Source organism: Desulfitibacter sp. BRH_c19, from assembly GCA_001515945.1.
In the GTDB taxonomy this organism is placed as follows: domain Bacteria; phylum Bacillota; class DSM-16504; order Desulfitibacterales; family Desulfitibacteraceae; genus Desulfitibacter.
The window spans coordinates 119,411-137,396 of sequence record LOER01000016.1 but is presented as its reverse complement, the minus strand read 5'-3'; the positions used below and the strand labels follow the sequence as shown (position 1 = coordinate 137,396).

Sequence of the window (17,986 nt, the reverse complement as noted above, 5' to 3'; positions counted from 1 at the left end):
AGGTTATATGACAAAAATGAGAGTTTATGAAGTTGCTAAAGAATATAATTTATCAAGTAAAGAAATAATGTGGGCATTAGATAAGATTGAGATTAAAGTCAAATCTCACATGAGCATGGTAGAAAGAAAAGATATAGAAAAGATACTTAAATACTTTAATATTAGCCAAACTAAGGAAGAGCCAAAAGTTCAACAGAAGAGTGAACCCAGTAATGTAACTGAAAAAAAAGCTGTAACCGATAACAAGCAGATTAAGAAAAAGGTAGTATCTCAAGCAAAAAGTAAGCCACAGAGAAATAAGAAGCATAAAAAAAGCAGAATAAAAGGAGATAGTACTATAACAACTTTAGAAAATAGGCCCAAAGAAATTAAGATAAAAGACAAAATTGTTGTTCAAGAGTTAGCTGATAAGTTAGGAATTTCTGGTACTGAACTCATTAAGAAGTTGATTAGTTCAGGCTTTATGACTACCATTAACCAAGAAATTGATTTTGATACTGCTTCCATAATGGCATCAGATTATGGCGTTGAGTCAATTCTAGATGAGAACAAAGATTTGTTAGAACTAGTCGATGAAGAAGATGATAAAGGTACACAAGTTGAGAGACCACCAGTTGTTACCGTTATGGGGCACGTTGACCATGGAAAGACATCCTTACTTGACTGTATAAGGAATGAAAATGTAGTATCTACAGAAGCTGGAGGAATTACACAGCATATTGGTGCGTACCAGGTTAAAGTGGGAGAAAGGCAAATAACTTTTTTGGATACACCTGGGCACGAAGCTTTTACTGCAATGAGAGCCAGGGGAGCACAAGCAACTGATATAGCTATTCTAGTTGTAGCTGCAGATGACGGTGTAATGCCTCAAACCATTGAAGCAATTAACCATGCAAAAGCTGCCAAAGTTCCAATCATTGTGGCGATTAACAAAATAGATAGACCTAATGCCAATATTGAAAAAGTAAAACAGGAACTAACAGAGTATGGTTTAGTTGCGGAAGAGTGGGGCGGAGAGACTATTATGGTTCCAGTATCCGCCATTAAGAAGCAGGGAATAGATAATTTACTGGAGATGGTGCTTCTAGCTGCTGAAATGGAAGAGTTAAAGGCCAACCCCAACAGAGAAGCTGTAGGCATAGTAATTGAGGCAAAATTAGATAAGGGCAGAGGACCAGTAGCTACCATCTTGATACAAAAGGGAACAATTACTATTGGGGATAGCTTGATAGCAGGTACCTCCTATGGAAAAGTTAGGGCAATGATAAATGATCTAGGTGTACGTATAAAAAAGGCAGGTCCTTCTACTCCAGTAGAGATATTGGGGTTATCGGATGTACCAGATTCGGGAGAAGTTGTACGTGTAGTAGATGATAAAATCATTAGAAACTTAGTCGATAAAAGAAAAGATCAGAAACGAGAAGGAGAACTTAAAAAGTCTCGTTCTGTGAATTTAGATGATATATTTAAACAAATGGAGACTGGGGAAGTCAAAGAACTTAATGTTATTGTCAAGGCTGATGTTCATGGATCTGTTGAAGCCATGCAGCAATCCTTGCTTCAACTTAGTACGGAAGAAGTAAAGTTAGTGATAATTCATGGCGGGGTAGGAGCAATTACCGAAACCGATGTAATGTTAGCATCAGCATCTGGTGCCATTATTATAGGATTTAATGTTCGTCCAGATGTAAATGCCAGAAAAGCTGCTGAAAATAAACAGGTAGATATAAGAGCTTATAGAGTAATTTATGAAGCATTGGATGATATTAAAAAAGCAATGTCAGGACTTTTGGATCCGGATATTAAAGAGGTTGTGTTAGGCAGAGCAGAGGTTAGGGCCACGTTTAAGGTGCCAAAAGCAGGAGTTATAGCTGGTTCATATATTACTGATGGTAAATTTATTAATTCTGCATTTGTTCGTATAATTAGAAATGGTGCTGTTATTCATGAAGGAAAAATAGATTCATTAAAAAGGTTTAAAGACGATGTAAAAGAAGTAGCACATGGATATGAATGTGGAATTGGTGTAGAGAATTTTAATGATATCAAAGAACAGGATATTATCGAAGCATATAAATTCGAAGAAATAAAAAGAGAATTATAATATTTTGGGGGTAAAAAGATGGTATCAATGAGACCGAATAGAGTAGCTGAACAAATGAAAAAAGAGATGGCGGCAATTATTGAACACCAGGTAAAAGATCCCCGAATTGGATTTATTACAATAACTAATGTCGAGCTGTCTAATGACTTAAGGCATGCAAAAATATTTTTTAGTTCTCTAGGTAATGATGAAGAGCAAAAAAAATCATTAGAAGGACTGGAAAAGGCTAAGGGTTTTATTCGAAAGGAAATAGCCCAGCGTATTCAGTTAAGGTATGCACCAGAGATATTATTTAGAATTGATAATTCAATAGAGCATGGAGTAAAGATATCACGGATTTTATCTGAAATAAAATCTGATGAGAAAGAAAAGGAAGAGTAAACATGTATCTAAGTGAAGTCAAACAGGCGATTATTAATTCTTCCGAGTTAGTGATAGTTTCCCATGAGTATCCAGATGGTGACAGTATTGGTTCTTCAATTGCGTTATCTAAAGGGTTATTAAAATTAGGTAAAGTAGTAAAAACTATTATAGATAGTGATGTGCCTAGAGATTATCAATTTTTAGCAGGAGCAAAAGATTTTAGAAAGCCAAAAGATATAGAGGTTCATAGTGATAGTACTGTAATTTTTTTGGATTGTGCTGATGAAACCAGAGCAGGAGCACTAATAGATTCATATAGGGAAAAGTGTCTCCTTAGTATTAATATTGATCATCATACTGGAAATACCAACTTTGCTGATGTCAACTATATTGATGTAAAAGCTTCATCTACTGGAGAAATCATCTACGATTTACTGGATCTGTTAGGTGTAGAAATTGATGAAGACATTGCTAATGCTTTATATATTTCTATGGTTACAGATACAGGTAGTTTCCGGTTTGACAATACTACGGCTAAAACTTTCGCCATTTCTAGTCATTTAATCAAAGTGGGAGTAAATTTATCTGCTATACGCATAAACTTGTGGGAGAATAAAACATACAATAGTATAAATTTACTTGTCGATGTTCTATCAACAATGAAATTTGCCTGCAATAGAAAAGTAGCATATATTACTGTCACTAGAGAGATTATGGAAAGATGGAAGGGTAACCATGGGGAATTGGAAAGTTTTGTTAGTTACCCAAAGTCCGTCCAAGGAATAGAGGTAGCTATGATATTTAAAGAAATAAATATGAACGAAATTAAAGTTAGTTTTAGAGCAAAAAATAATATTGATGTTCAGTCAATTGCCTCTGCCTTTGGTGGGGGAGGACATAAAAAGGCTGCGGGATGTACCATCAATACCGAGTTAGCTATAGCAATTAAAAATGTAATAGATTACTTGGAAAAGAAACTACCACAGTAGGTGATAGCTATGGATGGATTTATTAACATATTAAAACCTCCTGGTATAAGTTCTAATCAGGTTGTTGTAAAGGTTAGGAAAATTCTGGGTCAAAAGAAAATAGGTCATTCTGGAACCTTAGACCCCGGAGCTGCCGGGGTTTTAGTTTTGGGTATAAATAAGGGAACGAGGCTTCTTGAATACCTTTTAGATACAAGTAAACATTATCGGGCAGAGATTACCTTTGGGGTTAAAACCTCTACAGGGGATATTTTCGGAGATATAATTGACAGAAAAGACACCGATATATTTCAAGAAAACTTGAAAGAAGTATTAGCAAGTTTTATAGGTCAGCATTGGCAAACACCTCCTATGACATCTGCCATAAAAGTTCATGGTAAGAAACTATATGAATTGGCACGTGAAGGTAAGACTGTGGATAGAAAGCCAAGGATGGTTGAAATAAAAAGTATAAAACTTATAAATATATGCATGGATAACGGTATTACTAGGGCAATATTTGATGTGCAGTGCTCAAAGGGTACATATATCAGAACATTATGCGAGGATATTGCTGTTAAATTAAATACAGTAGGTTATATGTCCTTTTTAATTAGAACAAAAGTAGGTTCGTTTGATATTTCATCATCATTCTCGATAGAAGAAATAATAGAGAAAACTAGTCAAAACCAATATGATTTCTTATGTCCATTAGATAGTGTAATTGATAATAAGGGTTTTATTAAGTATACTTTACATGAAGATGACGTATCCAAAGTTCTTAATGGAGTGGCAATTAAAACTGAATTAAATTCTACTGACAGAATAATTGCCTTATTTACTTCACAAAGTAAACTAATTGCTTTGGGTAAATACGAAAACAGCAAAATCAAAATAAACAAAGTTTTTAAATGAGGTTAAAAATGCGTATATATAAAGAAATTTCTGAGGAAATCAAACAAATACAAAATAGTTATGTAATTTTAGGAAATTTTGATGGGGTACATCTAGGTCATCGTGAACTAATCCAAAAGAGTGTAGAACAATCAATGAATAAAAAAGGGAAATCTATAATATATACTTTTTCACCCCATCCTGAACAGTTGCTTTCTCCAGATTCATTTAGCGGATATATTACATCTCCAAATATTAAAGAACAACTTTTAGAGGAATGTGGCATTGACATATTGATATACCATCCATTTTCTAAAGAATTTTCTTTAAAGACCCCAGAAGAATTTATAAAAGACTATTTAGTACGATACTTAAAACCTAAAAAAGTTTTTGTTGGTTTTAATTTTAGTTTCGGGAGAGGTGGCAAAGGTAATCCAGCTGTTTTAAGTGAGTTAGGTAAAAAGTATAATTTTCAAACCCAGGTTGAGCCTCCTGTTTATTTAAATCAATTACCAATAAGTAGTAGCAGAATAAGACAATGTTTGGAAGTTGGAGATATAAATCTTGCCAAAAGTTTATTGGGATATTGGCCAAAATTAGAAGGCAGGGTAGTAAGTGGAGATAAGATGGGTAGACAGTTAGGGTTTCCTACAGCAAATCTATTTATTAATAATGATATCATATTACCCAAGACAGGAGTTTACGCAACATATACAACTCTAGATGGGGAAAAATATAAGTCTGTAACAAATATTGGCTTCAAGCCTACATTTTCTGCAAAATCATTGTCGGTTGAAATACATATATTGAATTTTACAAAGAACTTATACGGAGAAAACCTGCAGATTAGCTTTGTACAAAAATTAAGAGATGAAAAAAGGTTTACTAATGTTAATGAACTAAAACAACAAATTAGTTTTGATGTTAATATAGCAAAAACCATTTTAGATAAGGTATTGACATGAGTAAGTGATCCATCCTCTCCCGAATTAAGAACTTGCTTCAATTTAGGTACCCTTAACAAGCCCTAAGAATATAATATAAGTATACACATATATTATTATTTTTGGGGCGAGTCAGATGAGAATAGTGATTACCGAGCATGCAAAAAAACGTCTAACTGACTATAGACAAACCAAAGTAGAAGTTGAGGATATACTTTTAGCTGCAAAGAAAATTCCTGGAAAAATTCAAACTGCCACACGATTTAGAGGTTTTAGGTCTAAATCAGGGAGGTTTTTTGATATTGTTGTTAAAGATACTATCACAGGAAGGATAGTTATTACTATAATTGGAAAATAAATATCAATTAGTTGATTATTTAATTCAATTAGATTATAATGTTAGATGGCTGGAATCCTTTGCTAGGATTATCGAATTCACCGACGATTTTCTTGGCTAAGGAGGATATAAAAGGAGGTGAAAGATATGTCAATTATTGATGCAAAAAAGCAGGAGATTATTGAGAAGTTTAAGGTCCATGAAACTGATACAGGTTCTCCGGAGGTACAAATAGCTATACTAACTGCTAAAATCAAACATTTAACTGAGCATTTAAAGGTTCATAAGAAGGATCATCATTCCAGAAGAGGTCTTTTAATAATGGTTGGTAAGCGTCGTGGTCTATTGAACTATATTAAAGAGAAAGATTTTAACAGATATTCTCAAATTTTAGGACAATTAGGATTACGTCGATAAAAAACTTTTCTTGCGTTAACTTATACTATCTAACCATTAAAAACATATATACGTTATGATGGTATAAAAAAGAGCGGATTACGCTCTTTTTTCTTAGATAAAAATTTAATGGAAAGATGTTTGTAAAATACATAGCAGGAAATAATACTAATAATAAGCTAAAGAATATTTAGCCAATAAGGAGGTAGAAAAAGAATGGCAACAGAAAATCTATTTTTAGAAAAAGCGTTAGATTTAGGCGGTGGTAAGACACTAACGCTACAAACAGGAAAGTTGGCGAAACAAGCTAGTGGTTCAGTTTTGGTTAAATTTAACGATACTACTGTACTCGCAGCAGCAACAGCTTCAGATGAACCTAGGGAAGGTATTGATTTTTTCCCATTAACTGTTGACTATGAAGAAAGATTATATGCAGTTGGCAAAATACCAGGAGGATTTATAAAAAGAGAGGGAAGACCTAGTGAAAAAGCAATCTTAAGCAGTAGGTTGATTGATAGACCAATCAGACCCCTCTTCCCAGAAGGTTATCGAAATGATGTTCAAATTGTTACTACTGTTCTAAGTGTAGATCAGGATTGCCCACCTGATATTACTGCAATCATTGGAGCATCAGTAGCATTGACAATTTCAAAAATACCTTTTTTAGGACCGATTGCGGCTGTTTCAGTTGGCTATGTCAATGGACAAGTTGTAGTTAACCCATCATTAAATGAAACTGAGAACAGCGTATTACATTTAGTGGTGGCCGGAACTAAGGACGGAATTATGATGGTTGAATCAAAAAGTAAGGAAGTAGGAGAAGAAATAATTTTAGAAGCTATGGAAAAAGCTCATTTATGTATCAAGGATATTATTGGCTTTATAGAGAAATTCAAGAATGAAGCACAGGAAATGGGCCTAGTTACAGAAAAGCAGAAGGTCGAAATTGAGCAGCCTAGTGATGAAGTTAAGTCTAAGGTTGAAGAAATTGCTCTTCCTAAAATAAAGGAATTATTTGAAAATGCCTCATCAATTCCATGGGAGAAAGCTATTCGGGAAAAACAAACAAAAGAAGTAAAGAAGCAAATTATTGAAAAACTGCAGGATATTTTTGCAGAGGAACTATTAGAAAATCCAAACCTTCTAAAAAGTATTAAGCAATTAATGGGTAAAATTGAGAAAAAAGTACTGAGAACAGCAATGCTAGAAACAGGAATAAGAATAGATGGTAGAAAAATAAATGAAATAAGACCCATAAGCTGTGAAGTAGGACTATTAGCTAGAACACATGGAACTGGCCTATTTAATAGAGGAGAAACACAGGTATTAACAGTTGCGACTTTGGGAGCAGTAAGAGATGAACAGGTTCTTGATGGTCTAGGTGTTGAAGAATCTAAAAGATATATGCATCACTATAATTTCCCACCATATAGTGTTGGAGAAGCGAGGTTTATGCGGGGTCCTGGTAGGAGGGAGATTGGCCATGGTGCACTAGCCGAGAAAGCGTTAGAAGCTGTAATCCCAACTGAAGACAGCTTTCCATATACAATTAGAGTGGTGTCTGAAGTAATTGGATCTAATGGATCTACCTCTATGGGTAGTGTTTGTGGAAGCACCTTAAGTCTAATGGATGCAGGTGTACCAATTAAAGCTCCTGTAGCTGGGATAGCTATGGGGCTAGTTAAAGAAGATGATAAAGTCGAGGTTCTTTCAGACATTCAAGGTGTTGAAGATGCCTTAGGCGATATGGATTTTAAAGTTGCTGGCACCAAAGAAGGTATTACTGCTCTGCAGATGGATATTAAAGTAGCTGGTATTGATGTTGCAATTTTAAAAGGAGCACTAGACCAGGCAAAAGAAGGACGCCTACATATACTTGGAAAGATGTTGGAGGTATTATCTGAACCAAGAGCTGAATTATCGCCCTATTCACCAAGAATAGTACGTATGCAAGTTGACCCTGACAAAATTCGTGACATAATTGGACCTGGCGGAAAAATTATCAAAAAGATTGTGGAGCAAACTGGTGCTAAGATAGATATTGAGGACGATGGTACAGTCTTTGTTGCAGCTATAGATGGAAAAGCAGGTGAAAATGCTCAAAAGTTGATTACTGCGTTAACTCAAGATGTTGAAATTGGAAAAATATATATGGGTAAAGTAACAAGAGTTACTGATTTCGGGGCATTTGTAGAGGTAATAGAAGGAGTATTAGGACTTCCAGGAAAAGAAGGTTTAGTGCATATTTCACAATTAGATGTAAAACGAGTAGAAAAAGTTGAGGATATAGTTAAAGAAGGAGAGCAAGTAATGGTTAAGGCAATTAGTTTTGACCAACAGGGTAGGTTGAAACTGTCCCGTAAGGAAGCTCTACCTGGTTATGAGAGCAACAACGATAATTCTGAAAAGAACGAAAGACCGAGGAAAAAATCCTTTTCACGAGATAGAAGTTAATAATTAACCATAAGCCTAAATGGGGTTTATGGTTTTTTTATTACATTCTAGAATATCTGATTGCAAACAGAATATATTTTTATAGGTGAAACTTCTACTTTATATAATTGGGAGGGTTAACAGATGTATATTGGATATGTTAGTAGAAAGCAACTTGGCAAAGGAGCAGTTCTTTTTTTATGCTTATTAATAGCTACTATAGGTTTATACGGATTCTACCAACAAAAGGAAATGCTTGTATTATCAGAAACAGTATATAAACCAATATATCAAGGAGATACTAGCAAAAAAGCTATCGCACTCACAATTAATATTGATTGGGGCGAGGAGTATATTGAAGAAATTTTAGGTATTTTTGCAAGAGAAAATGTAAAAGTAACATTTTTTCCTACTGGAAAGTGGGCAAGTAGATTCCCTGAAAAGATTAAGCTCATTGCTGAAAAAGGACACGAAATTGGTAATCACGGATACTCCCATCCTCATGTAGATCAACTAAGTAAAGAAGAAAACAAACAAGAAATACTTAAAACACAAAAAATAATCAAAGATATAACTGGTAAGGATACAACTCTTTTTGCGACACCATATGGAGAAAAAAAACAACATGTAATAGATGCAGCTGGTGAGCTAGGATATACGACTGTTTTTTGGACCATAGATACGATAGATTGGCAAAAGGATAGAACTGCCGAAGTTATAGCAGATAAAGTTATCAAAAATGCCGAAAATGGTGCAATAGTTTTAATGCATCCTACAGAGAATACTACCAGATCACTTCCGATTATGATTGAAGCTTTAAAAAATAAAGGATATGAGCTAAATACTGTCTCAAATACACTATAAAACATAGCAGTAAAAAGAAGGGATTGGAAAAATGAGATTACAGCATTTAAAATTATATTTTCGATTATCTTTACTAATAATCCTTGTTGTGTGCTTACCAATACCTTCTTTAGCAGCGGAACCTCATGTTACTGCAAAGGCTGCAATACTCATAGAAGCTAAGACAGGAAAAATTTTATATGAAAAAGCCTCGCATCAACCTTTATATCCTGCAAGTACAACTAAAGTAGTGACAGCAATATTAGGTTTGGAACTTGCTAGCATGGATGAGATTGTCACTATTTCTAAAAATTCCGCTAGAGTATCTGAAGCCAGCATTTACCTAGAAGAGAATCAGCAAGTATATGTTGAGGATTTAGTTAGGGGTGCGTTAATTAAATCTGGTAACGATGCAGCGCATGCAATTGGAGAACATATTGGTGGTAGTGAGAGTGTGTTTTTAATGATTATGAATAAAAAAGCTGCTATCCTTGGAGCAAAAAACACATCTTTTCATAACACAAATGGTTTACCAAATGAAAAGCACTTTTCTTCTGCATATGACCTTGCGTTAATAGGTAGATATTCTATGCAAAATAGTTTATTTTCGGAATTTGTTAAGGTTAAAGAAGATCAATTACAATTTGTATCAGGGGAAAGGAGATATCTAAAGAATACTAATAAGCTATTATGGAATTATCCATATGCAACCGGAATTAAAACAGGTACAACCAGGGCAGCAGGGCAATGTCTGATAGCATCAGCAGAAAAAGATAATTTAGGATTGATAGCTGTAGTTCTCGGTAGTAAGGCTAGATATGTAGATGTTATCAACCTATTTGAATATGGATTTGGAAACTGGGTTAGTTATAGTTTGCCAAAGAACACATTTATGGGTCAAATTGCCATTAAATATGGATTGAATGAGCTACTAAACTTAAGACTTTCAGAGAATATTAATGAGGTTTATCAAAAAGGCAGTACATTAACAGTTAAAAAAAATCTTAAAAATAATATTTACCCTCCAGTAGCTGCAGGAACTGAGGTTGGTGTGCTGGAAGTATATATTGATGATATTAAAGTAAGATCTGTGCCAATCACGGCACAAAACTCAATTCAGAAAATCAACTTTATCGAAAAACTAAAAGGTTATTTTTAAAAAACTAGGTGCACCTAGTTTTTAATTTTAAGTATAAAAAAGGTATTCAGGGTTTTTTATTGAAAAGAAATAAATGTCTAGAAAGGGAGGATTGTGTTGATAAAACAATCAAATTTAGAAAATGGAATCAGATTAATTACTGAGGAGATGTCCTATGCCAATTCGGTTTCTATTGGGTTTTGGATAAAGATAGGATCGAGGCATGAAACAAATAGGCTTCAAGGCATCACTCATTTTATGGAGCACCTATTTTTTAAAGGTACAGTACAAAGGTCAGCAAAACAAATTGCTGAAGAATTGGAGACAGTTGGTGGTTCTTTAAATGCTTTTACAAGTAGAGAATATACATGTATCTATGCGAGAGTACTCAAAGATGACATTGATTTAGCAACAGAATTATTGTCAGATATGATTTTAAATTCATGTTTTAAGGATGATGATATCAAAAAAGAAAAAAATGTGGTCTGTGAAGAGATTATGATGTATGAGGATACACCAGATGAAATAATTCATGATATTTTTACACAAAAAGTATGGGATGGGCATCCACTTGGGAGAGCAATTCTAGGAACAAAGGAATCCGTTTGCAATTATAATAGGGAGGACATTATTAATCACTATCACAGTTTCTTTTTAGCAGAAAATATTGTTATAAGTGCAGCGGGCAACCTAGCTCATGAGAAGTTGGAGGAAAGATTAAATCTATTATTATCAAAAGTTACCCTTAGAAAAGAGACAAAAAAATTACAATCTGAACCAGATTTCATACCAGTTAAGCACACAAAATTTAAAGATACTGAACAAATGCACTTATGTTTAGGAACAAAAGGATTACATCAAAATAGTGATGATTTATATTCTTTAATGGTTTTTAATAATCTATTAGGAGGTGGTATTTCTTCAAGATTATTTCAATCCATCAGGGAAGATATGGGGTTAGCTTACTCCATTTATTCATACTTGACTGTTTTTAGTGATGCGGGGCTTTTTGTGATCTATTCAGGAACAGGTCCTAAAAACGCTGCAAAAATACTAGATGAGATATATAGTCAGATTAAATGCTTAAGTAGTAAGGAGATAAGTTTAACTGAATTAGAGCGGTCCAAAAATCAGCTAAAGGGTAACATCTTGCTTAATATGGAAAGTGTAAGTCACAGAATGAGCAGGTTAGGGAGAAACATGATTACATATGGTAGAATAATTACTGCGGAAGAGGTTACAAATAAGCTAATAAAAGTTTCAATGGATGATGTATACAAGCTAACTGAGATCTTAAATAATTTTGACAAGTATTCACTTGTAACTGTTGGACCTAACGATATAAAGTGATTAATTTGTCACGCATCAACCATCCGTAATACCCCACTTCACAGCGTAAGTTGGTCTTAACGGATGCTAAATTCCTGATTAGTTTAGCTAACTATCAGTTGAAAACCTACTGATAGAAGTTTCATACTATGATAATGGGAGAACTGTTTATGAAGATTAAAGTATCTATTAAACTAACCTATGAGGACATGCCACCTCCAGAATACATGACTACTGGATCAGCAGGTTTGGATCTGTATGCTTGTGTTACTGAAAGCTTATCAATTGAACCTGGCAAGACCGCATTGGTGCCTACTGGATTATCTGTTGAGATACCAAATGGTTATGAGGCCCAAATAAGGCCTAGAAGTGGACTAGCATTAAAATGGGGAATTACACTACTAAATAGTCCAGGTACAATCGATAGTGATTACAGAGGTGAAATTAAGGTTATCATAATAAACCATGGACAAGAGACCTTTTCTATAGATAGAGGTGACAGGATAGCTCAAATGGTATTTTCTCCTGTTGCAAAGGCTACTTTTGAAATAGGAGATGAATTGTCCAAATCTGATAGGGGCAAAGGAGGATTTGGTCATACAGGCTTTTAGTTTTGTTACCAGTCGTATATCATATTAATTATCTGAATTGATTCTATAACGAGTGCATACAATGTACTCGTTTAATTTTTAGTCATATATATGCTTATCCAATCATAAAACGATAATGAAAGTATATTTGTGGGGGGCTATATATGAAAATATTTGTATTGTTACTGATAGTAGTTTTAATTGGCTTTGCAGTCCGTGAAAAAGTAAAGCATAAGGTAAGAACCTCATCAGCATCTGGTATTCCTGAAGAAATAAAATCTAGTCCAGTTTCCCAAGCTTTAGCCGAATTAGTGGCAATCGCAGGAGGTGTGTATCTCTCTTTACTTATGTTAACTACTTTTTTAGGGTTAGAATTGCCCTCAAAAATGAAATTAGTTTCCGTTGAGATTGATACTATTGCTGGAATAGCACTTATACTAACTTTGGCACAACCATTTATTTTAAAGATATTTAAAAAAATTACAAAGAGGTGGTAAAATAATGAAACTAAGTGACTTATTAGGTAAAGAAATAATAAATATTTATGATGGGGCAAGACTTGGTACTATAGGAGATTCTGATTTAATGATAGATAGAGATAGCGGTTTCGTTGATAGTATTTTATTGCCAAACCCCAATGGTTTTTTAAGGGTTTTTGGAGAAAGAAGTACCCTTACAATTCCATGGGAAGCTATTAAGAAGATTGGTGACCAGGTAATAATTGTTGAGCTAGACAGAACTTATCATAAAATGAAGCTTAATTCATGATAATTCATAATAGAATTATTGCTAATAAGAAAAATGTTAGCTTTGGACAGATTTTAACAGCTATATCAATTGACTTGTAACAACTTAACCTTTAAAATTTATTATTAGGACGATTTAAGTTTACCCTTAAATCGTCCTTTTTGATAATATATTATAATCTGCTTAAAATAAGTATTGAAGTAATAAAAGGAGAGATCCAAATTGGATAAAAAAATAGCAGTATTAGTTATAGGTGCATATGGAAAAATGGGAAAAGAAGTTGTTCACATGGTATTAAATTCTGATGATTTAGAACTGGTGTCAATTGTAGATACCTCCGATAATTGTACATATAATCTACCAAATGAAATTTTTATTGGACAAAATCTACAAGAAACCATTCGTTTAAGCAAACCAGATGTGGTAGTAGATTTTACTCATCCTGGGATTGTGTTGGATAATACATTAATTTCACTAAAGGAAAGGGTTGCTGTAGTTGTAGGAACCACAGGATTGGGGGAAAATGATTTAGATAGAATACATGTGGCAGCTGAAGAAACAGGTGTGGGAGTTTTAGTAGCTCCAAATTTTGCATTAGGTGCTGTATTAATGATGGAAATATCAAAGCAGATTGCAAAGCATTTTTCTGAAGTTGAGATAATCGAAATGCACAACCCTAAGAAGGCTGATTCCCCTTCTGGTACCGCATTAAAAACAGCAGAGGGTATAACTAAAAATCTAAAAAGCATTCCATTAATATATGATAAATCAGCCGCTAGGGGCAAAATAGTAAATAATGTGCCTGTACACAGCATTAGGTTGTCAGGATTGATTGCCCATCAACAAGTTATATTTGGAGCCCAAGGACAAACCCTCACAATTAAACACGACTCTTTTGATAGGACAAGTTTTATGCCCGGAGTTGCTTTGGCTATTAAAAAAGTAGTTGCATGTAAGGGATTAATATATGGCTTGGAAAATGTCTTGGATCTATAATTCTATTCACCGAATTACTCCCACTATCATATATTATTATTGACAATTAGTGATATATAAGGGGGGAGAAAATTGCGGAAAGACTTAGACGGCTTAACCATCACCATGGTGTATGGTGACAAAAGAGATATCTATCTTGCCAAAAGATTAATTGAGATTAATGCAAATTTATTATTGGTAGGTTTTGATAGAAATGAAGTAGCGTTAAACTTTAAAGAGTTAAAGAGAGTACAGTTTTTTCAAAATCTAATAGAGCCTGCAAAGAAAACCGACATATTCATTTTACCAATACCAGGGGTAGATAACCAAGGTTTCGTGAAAACCACTACAAAAAATAGTTTTCAATTAACCCAGGAAGTGGTAAAGTCTTTTAAATCCCACACATTAATATTAGTAGGTATAGTTTCGCCCTATCTTTTGGATTTGAAAGAACAACATAACTTAAATTTAATTGAAACTGCTGAATTAAATGATCTTTCTATACTAAACTCGATACCTTCTGCAGAAGGTGCTTTGGCAAAGGCAATGGAATTAACTAAAATCACTATACATAATAGTAATAGTATGGTGATTGGTTTTGGAAGAGTTGGAATTACTTTAGCAAGGATGCTTAAAGGCCTAGGTGCTAATACTTTTGTTGCAGCTAGAAATATTGAACAATTAGCAAGGGCCTTGGAAATGAATTGCCATGTACTGGATCTAAATGATATAGAAAAAAAACTACAGGAAATGGATATTATTTTTAATACTGTTCCGGCACTTATTTTGCCAAAGGAAAGATTAAAGCTTTTAAATAAGAATTGTGTAATAATTGACTTAGCTTCTGCACCAGGTGGGCTTGATTACAATGCGGCAGACGAACTAGGCATAAGATCATATTTAGCACCTGGCTTACCTGGCAGAGTTGCACCCATTACCGCTGGAAATATTTTGGGGACAGTTTATCCTCGAGTCATAATAGATTACATTTCCAAAGGTAGAGGGGGTGTTACAAATGTCTGTTAAAGGACTAAATATTGGCTTTGCTGTAACAGGTTCCTTTTGTACTCTTGAACAAACAATGCCATATATTAAAACTCTTATCGATGAAGGGGCAAAGGTAATGCCTATTATGTCCCCTACAGCTTTTCAAAATGACACTAAGTTTGGCAAGGCCGAATTTTGGCGAAAGACAATGGAGCAAATCACCTCAAACAAGATAATTACTACCATTGCCGATGCAGAACCAATAGGCCCACAAAAGATATTAGACATATTGATAATTGCGCCGTGTACAGGAAACACACTAGCAAAATTAGCTAACGGTATTACAGATACTGCTGTTTTAATGGCGACAAAAGCACAACTCAGGAATGAACGGCCAGTTGTCATTGCAATATCTACAAATGATGGTTTGAGTATGAATGCAAGAAATCTAGGTATCCTTTTAAATTCAAGAAATATTTATCTTGTTCCATTTGGGCAGGATAACCCTAAAAGTAAAGCGAGATCCATAGTAGCTCACTTTCCTTTCATTAAGGATACTGTTCTTGAAGCCTTAGAAGGTAGGCAAATTCAGCCAATTTTAATGCAGCACAAATAAGAATGATTATAAGGAGGAGTATAATTGGGTTATAATGTAGCATTAGTAGGTACAGGAGCTGTTGGAAATACCATGCTAGAAGTTCTAGAGGAAAGGGATTTCCCCATTAATTCGTTAAAGCTTTTGGCTACAAAGCGCTCGGCTGGGAAAACTATAGATTTTAAAGGTGAAAAAATAATTATTGAAGAAACTAAAACATCATCATTTAAGGGAATAGATCTTGCCCTTTTTGCAGGAGGAGCAGCTAGTTTAGAGTATGCCAAATCTGCTGTTTCCATGGGTGCAGTCGTAATTGATAACGGGAGTGCCTTCAGGTTAGAAACAGATGTGCCATTAGTTGTTCCAGAGGTTAATCCTGAGGATGTGGAATGGCATAAAGGGTTAATAGCAAACCCGAACTGCTCTACAATACAAATGGTTGTTGCTTTAAAGCCCATTTATGATAAAGTAGGAATTAAAAGAGTAATAGTATCTACTTATCAGGCTGTATCAGGTGCTGGTCAAGAAGCAATGGATGAATTACTTATTCAAACAAAACAGGTATTAGGAGGCAACCCAGTCAAAGCAGAGAATTTTCAGCATCAAATAGCTTTCAACTTAATTCCCCATATAGACCGTTTTATGGAAAACGATTATACAAGAGAAGAAATGAAGATGGTAGATGAAACAAAAAAAATGTTTCATGACGACGAAATTAGAATATCTGCAACTACTGTGAGAGTTCCAATATTGCGTAGCCATAGTGAAGCCATAACCATTGAAACAAAACAACCAATCACTACAGAAATGGCCAGAGACTGTTTTAGTAACGCACCTGGGGTGATTGTTCTGGATGATATATCCCAGAATATTTATCCAATGCCCATAGATTGTTCTTTTAAAAATGAAGTATTTATAGGGCGCATACGTAATGATTTGGCTTTTGACAATGGACTTAGCTTTTGGGTTGTAGCAGACCAACTAAGAAAGGGAGCTGCTACAAATGCAGTTCAAATTGCTGAGTTGTTAGTAAAGAAAAGCCTTGTTTAACCTGACCAGATGGCGTAGTTTTCTCAAAACTAAAAACTTGCGTCAAGAGAGGTGTATATTGTGAAAATATTAGTACAAAAATTTGGTGGGACATCTGTAGCAACAGCAGACAAAAGAGCAATGGTAGCTCAAAAAATTATTCAAGCAAAAAAAACTGGGTTTAGTATGGTAGTTGTAGTTTCAGCCATCGGACGTAAAGGGGATCCATACGCTACTGATACGCTAATTGAAATAGTTAAAGAAATGAGTGCTGAAGTAGACTTAAGAGAGCTTGATATAGTAATGTCTTGTGGTGAGATAATATCTGGAGTGCTTTTGTCAAGTACTTTAAAAAACATGGGTTACTCTTGCTGCTTTTTATCGGGAGCGCAAGCTGGTGTGATTACTGATTCTGATCATGGAAATGCCTCAATATTAAAAATTGAGCCCAAAAAAATCCTAAAAAAATTAGAGGAAAATAGCATTGTTATCGTCGCAGGTTTTCAAGGTTTATCTGAAGAAGGAGAAATTACTACCTTAGGAAGAGGAGGTAGTGATACTACTGCAGCTGCCCTTGCTGTGGCACTTAACGCTGAATCAGTAGAAATATATACAGATGTAGATGGGGTAAAAACAGCTGATCCTAGATTAGTTCATGATACTAAGACCTTAGAAGAAGTTACCTATTCAGAAATTTGTCAGCTTGCTTATGAAGGTGCGAAGGTTATCCACCCCCGAGCCGTTGAGATAGCAATGCAAAAAAATATTCCACTGAAGATAAAATGTACATTTGATAATAATCCAGGAACTCTAATTTGTGCTAATGGTGGTTCCATCGAAAGAAGTTCTATTCGGGTTACAGATAGAATGATTACGGGCATTACTCATTCTACAAATATTACTCAAATAAAGATACCTGTACCAGGCGATGATAGTTTTTTATCAAAGAGAGTATTTAATGCTTTGGCATTAGCAGGTATAAGTGTAGATTTTATTAATATTTTACCTGAAATTTTATTATTTACCGTAAAAACGGATGTAGCCAAAAAGGCTGTTAAGGTTTTAGAGAATTTGAATATCCAAGTAGAAAAAACAGAAGGTTGTGCAAAAGTTGCTACAGTCGGGGCTGGGATGACTGGGATACCAGGGGTGGTTGCTAAAGTTGTAGAAGCTTTAACTGAACAAAATATAAAAATCTACCAATCAGCAGATTCTTATACATCTATCTGGTGTTTGATTGATGAGGAAGACTTAGAGAAAGCTGTTAATGCTTTGCACAAAAAGTTTATCTAATAATTTCAAGGTGGTGAGAAG

General features: G+C 34.5%; 19 protein-coding genes. All 19 read left to right on the top strand.

Going from position 1 to position 17,986, the window contains the following annotated elements; translation table 11 throughout:
• Positions 1-7 precede the first annotated feature (7 nt).
• The 19 genes from APF76_04390 to APF76_04300 all read left to right on the top strand — a co-directional run bounded on the left by APF76_04390 (position 8) and on the right by APF76_04300 (position 17,965).
• Positions 8-2,104: a translation initiation factor IF-2 gene (locus tag APF76_04390; protein ID KUO52280.1), complete on the top strand. Its 2,097-nt coding sequence runs from the start codon at positions 8-10 to the stop codon at positions 2,102-2,104.
• Positions 2,105-2,122: 18 nt separating this feature from the next.
• Positions 2,123-2,485: a ribosome-binding factor A gene (locus APF76_04385; protein ID KUO52279.1), complete on the top strand. Its 363-nt coding sequence runs from the start codon at positions 2,123-2,125 to the stop codon at positions 2,483-2,485.
• A gap of 2 nt (positions 2,486-2,487) precedes the next feature.
• Positions 2,488-3,456 carry a hypothetical protein gene (locus tag APF76_04380; GenBank protein KUO52278.1) on the top strand — a complete coding sequence of 323 codons (969 nt, stop codon included), beginning with the start codon at positions 2,488-2,490 and terminating at the stop codon, positions 3,454-3,456.
• 9 nt (positions 3,457-3,465) lie between these two features.
• Positions 3,466-4,350: a hypothetical protein gene (locus tag APF76_04375; GenBank protein KUO52277.1), complete on the top strand. Its 885-nt coding sequence runs from the start codon at positions 3,466-3,468 to the stop codon at positions 4,348-4,350.
• A gap of 8 nt (positions 4,351-4,358) precedes the next feature.
• Positions 4,359-5,294: a hypothetical protein gene (locus APF76_04370; protein ID KUO52276.1), complete on the top strand. Its 936-nt coding sequence runs from the start codon at positions 4,359-4,361 to the stop codon at positions 5,292-5,294.
• Between the two features lie 115 nt (positions 5,295-5,409).
• A complete protein-coding gene (locus APF76_04365; protein ID KUO52275.1) occupies positions 5,410-5,631 on the top strand; it encodes a hypothetical protein in 222 nt (73 codons plus the stop codon).
• Between the two features lie 126 nt (positions 5,632-5,757).
• Positions 5,758-6,027: a 30S ribosomal protein S15 gene (locus tag APF76_04360; GenBank protein KUO52274.1), complete on the top strand. Its 270-nt coding sequence runs from the start codon at positions 5,758-5,760 to the stop codon at positions 6,025-6,027.
• Between the two features lie 195 nt (positions 6,028-6,222).
• Positions 6,223-8,460, top strand: a complete 2,238-nt coding sequence (locus APF76_04355) for a polyribonucleotide nucleotidyltransferase (protein KUO52273.1) — start codon at positions 6,223-6,225, stop codon at positions 8,458-8,460.
• Positions 8,461-8,583: 123 nt separating this feature from the next.
• On the top strand, positions 8,584-9,303 hold the full coding sequence (locus tag APF76_04350; protein ID KUO52272.1) for a hypothetical protein: 720 nt from the start codon (positions 8,584-8,586) through the stop codon (positions 9,301-9,303).
• A gap of 31 nt (positions 9,304-9,334) precedes the next feature.
• Positions 9,335-10,441, top strand: a complete 1,107-nt coding sequence (locus tag APF76_04345) for a hypothetical protein (protein ID KUO52271.1) — start codon at positions 9,335-9,337, stop codon at positions 10,439-10,441.
• 96 nt (positions 10,442-10,537) lie between these two features.
• The gene (locus APF76_04340; protein KUO52270.1) at positions 10,538-11,770 is read left to right on the top strand and encodes a hypothetical protein; all 1,233 of its coding nucleotides are present in this window, start codon (positions 10,538-10,540) and stop codon (positions 11,768-11,770) included.
• A 134-nt stretch (positions 11,771-11,904) separates the two neighbouring features.
• Positions 11,905-12,360: a deoxyuridine 5'-triphosphate nucleotidohydrolase gene (locus APF76_04335; GenBank protein KUO52544.1), complete on the top strand. Its 456-nt coding sequence runs from the start codon at positions 11,905-11,907 to the stop codon at positions 12,358-12,360.
• 143 nt (positions 12,361-12,503) lie between these two features.
• Positions 12,504-12,836, top strand: a complete 333-nt coding sequence (locus APF76_04330; protein ID KUO52269.1) for a hypothetical protein — start codon at positions 12,504-12,506, stop codon at positions 12,834-12,836.
• A gap of 4 nt (positions 12,837-12,840) precedes the next feature.
• Entirely contained in the window at positions 12,841-13,107 is a 267-nt protein-coding gene (locus APF76_04325) for a YlmC/YmxH family sporulation protein (protein ID KUO52268.1), read from the top strand.
• Between the two features lie 201 nt (positions 13,108-13,308).
• Positions 13,309-14,082 carry a hypothetical protein gene (locus APF76_04320; GenBank protein ID KUO52267.1) on the top strand — a complete coding sequence of 258 codons (774 nt, stop codon included), beginning with the start codon at positions 13,309-13,311 and terminating at the stop codon, positions 14,080-14,082.
• A gap of 72 nt (positions 14,083-14,154) precedes the next feature.
• The gene (locus APF76_04315; protein ID KUO52266.1) at positions 14,155-15,087 is read left to right on the top strand and encodes a hypothetical protein; all 933 of its coding nucleotides are present in this window, start codon (positions 14,155-14,157) and stop codon (positions 15,085-15,087) included.
• Positions 15,077-15,664: a dipicolinate synthase subunit B gene (spoVFB, locus tag APF76_04310; GenBank protein ID KUO52265.1), complete on the top strand. Its 588-nt coding sequence runs from the start codon at positions 15,077-15,079 to the stop codon at positions 15,662-15,664. Before APF76_04315 ends, spoVFB begins: the two co-directional genes overlap by 11 nt.
• A gap of 72 nt (positions 15,665-15,736) precedes the next feature.
• Positions 15,737-16,693 carry an aspartate-semialdehyde dehydrogenase gene (locus APF76_04305; GenBank protein ID KUO52543.1) on the top strand — a complete coding sequence of 319 codons (957 nt, stop codon included), beginning with the start codon at positions 15,737-15,739 and terminating at the stop codon, positions 16,691-16,693.
• Between the two features lie 60 nt (positions 16,694-16,753).
• Positions 16,754-17,965: an aspartate kinase gene (locus tag APF76_04300; GenBank protein ID KUO52264.1), complete on the top strand. Its 1,212-nt coding sequence runs from the start codon at positions 16,754-16,756 to the stop codon at positions 17,963-17,965.
• Positions 17,966-17,986: the final 21 nt, after the last annotated feature.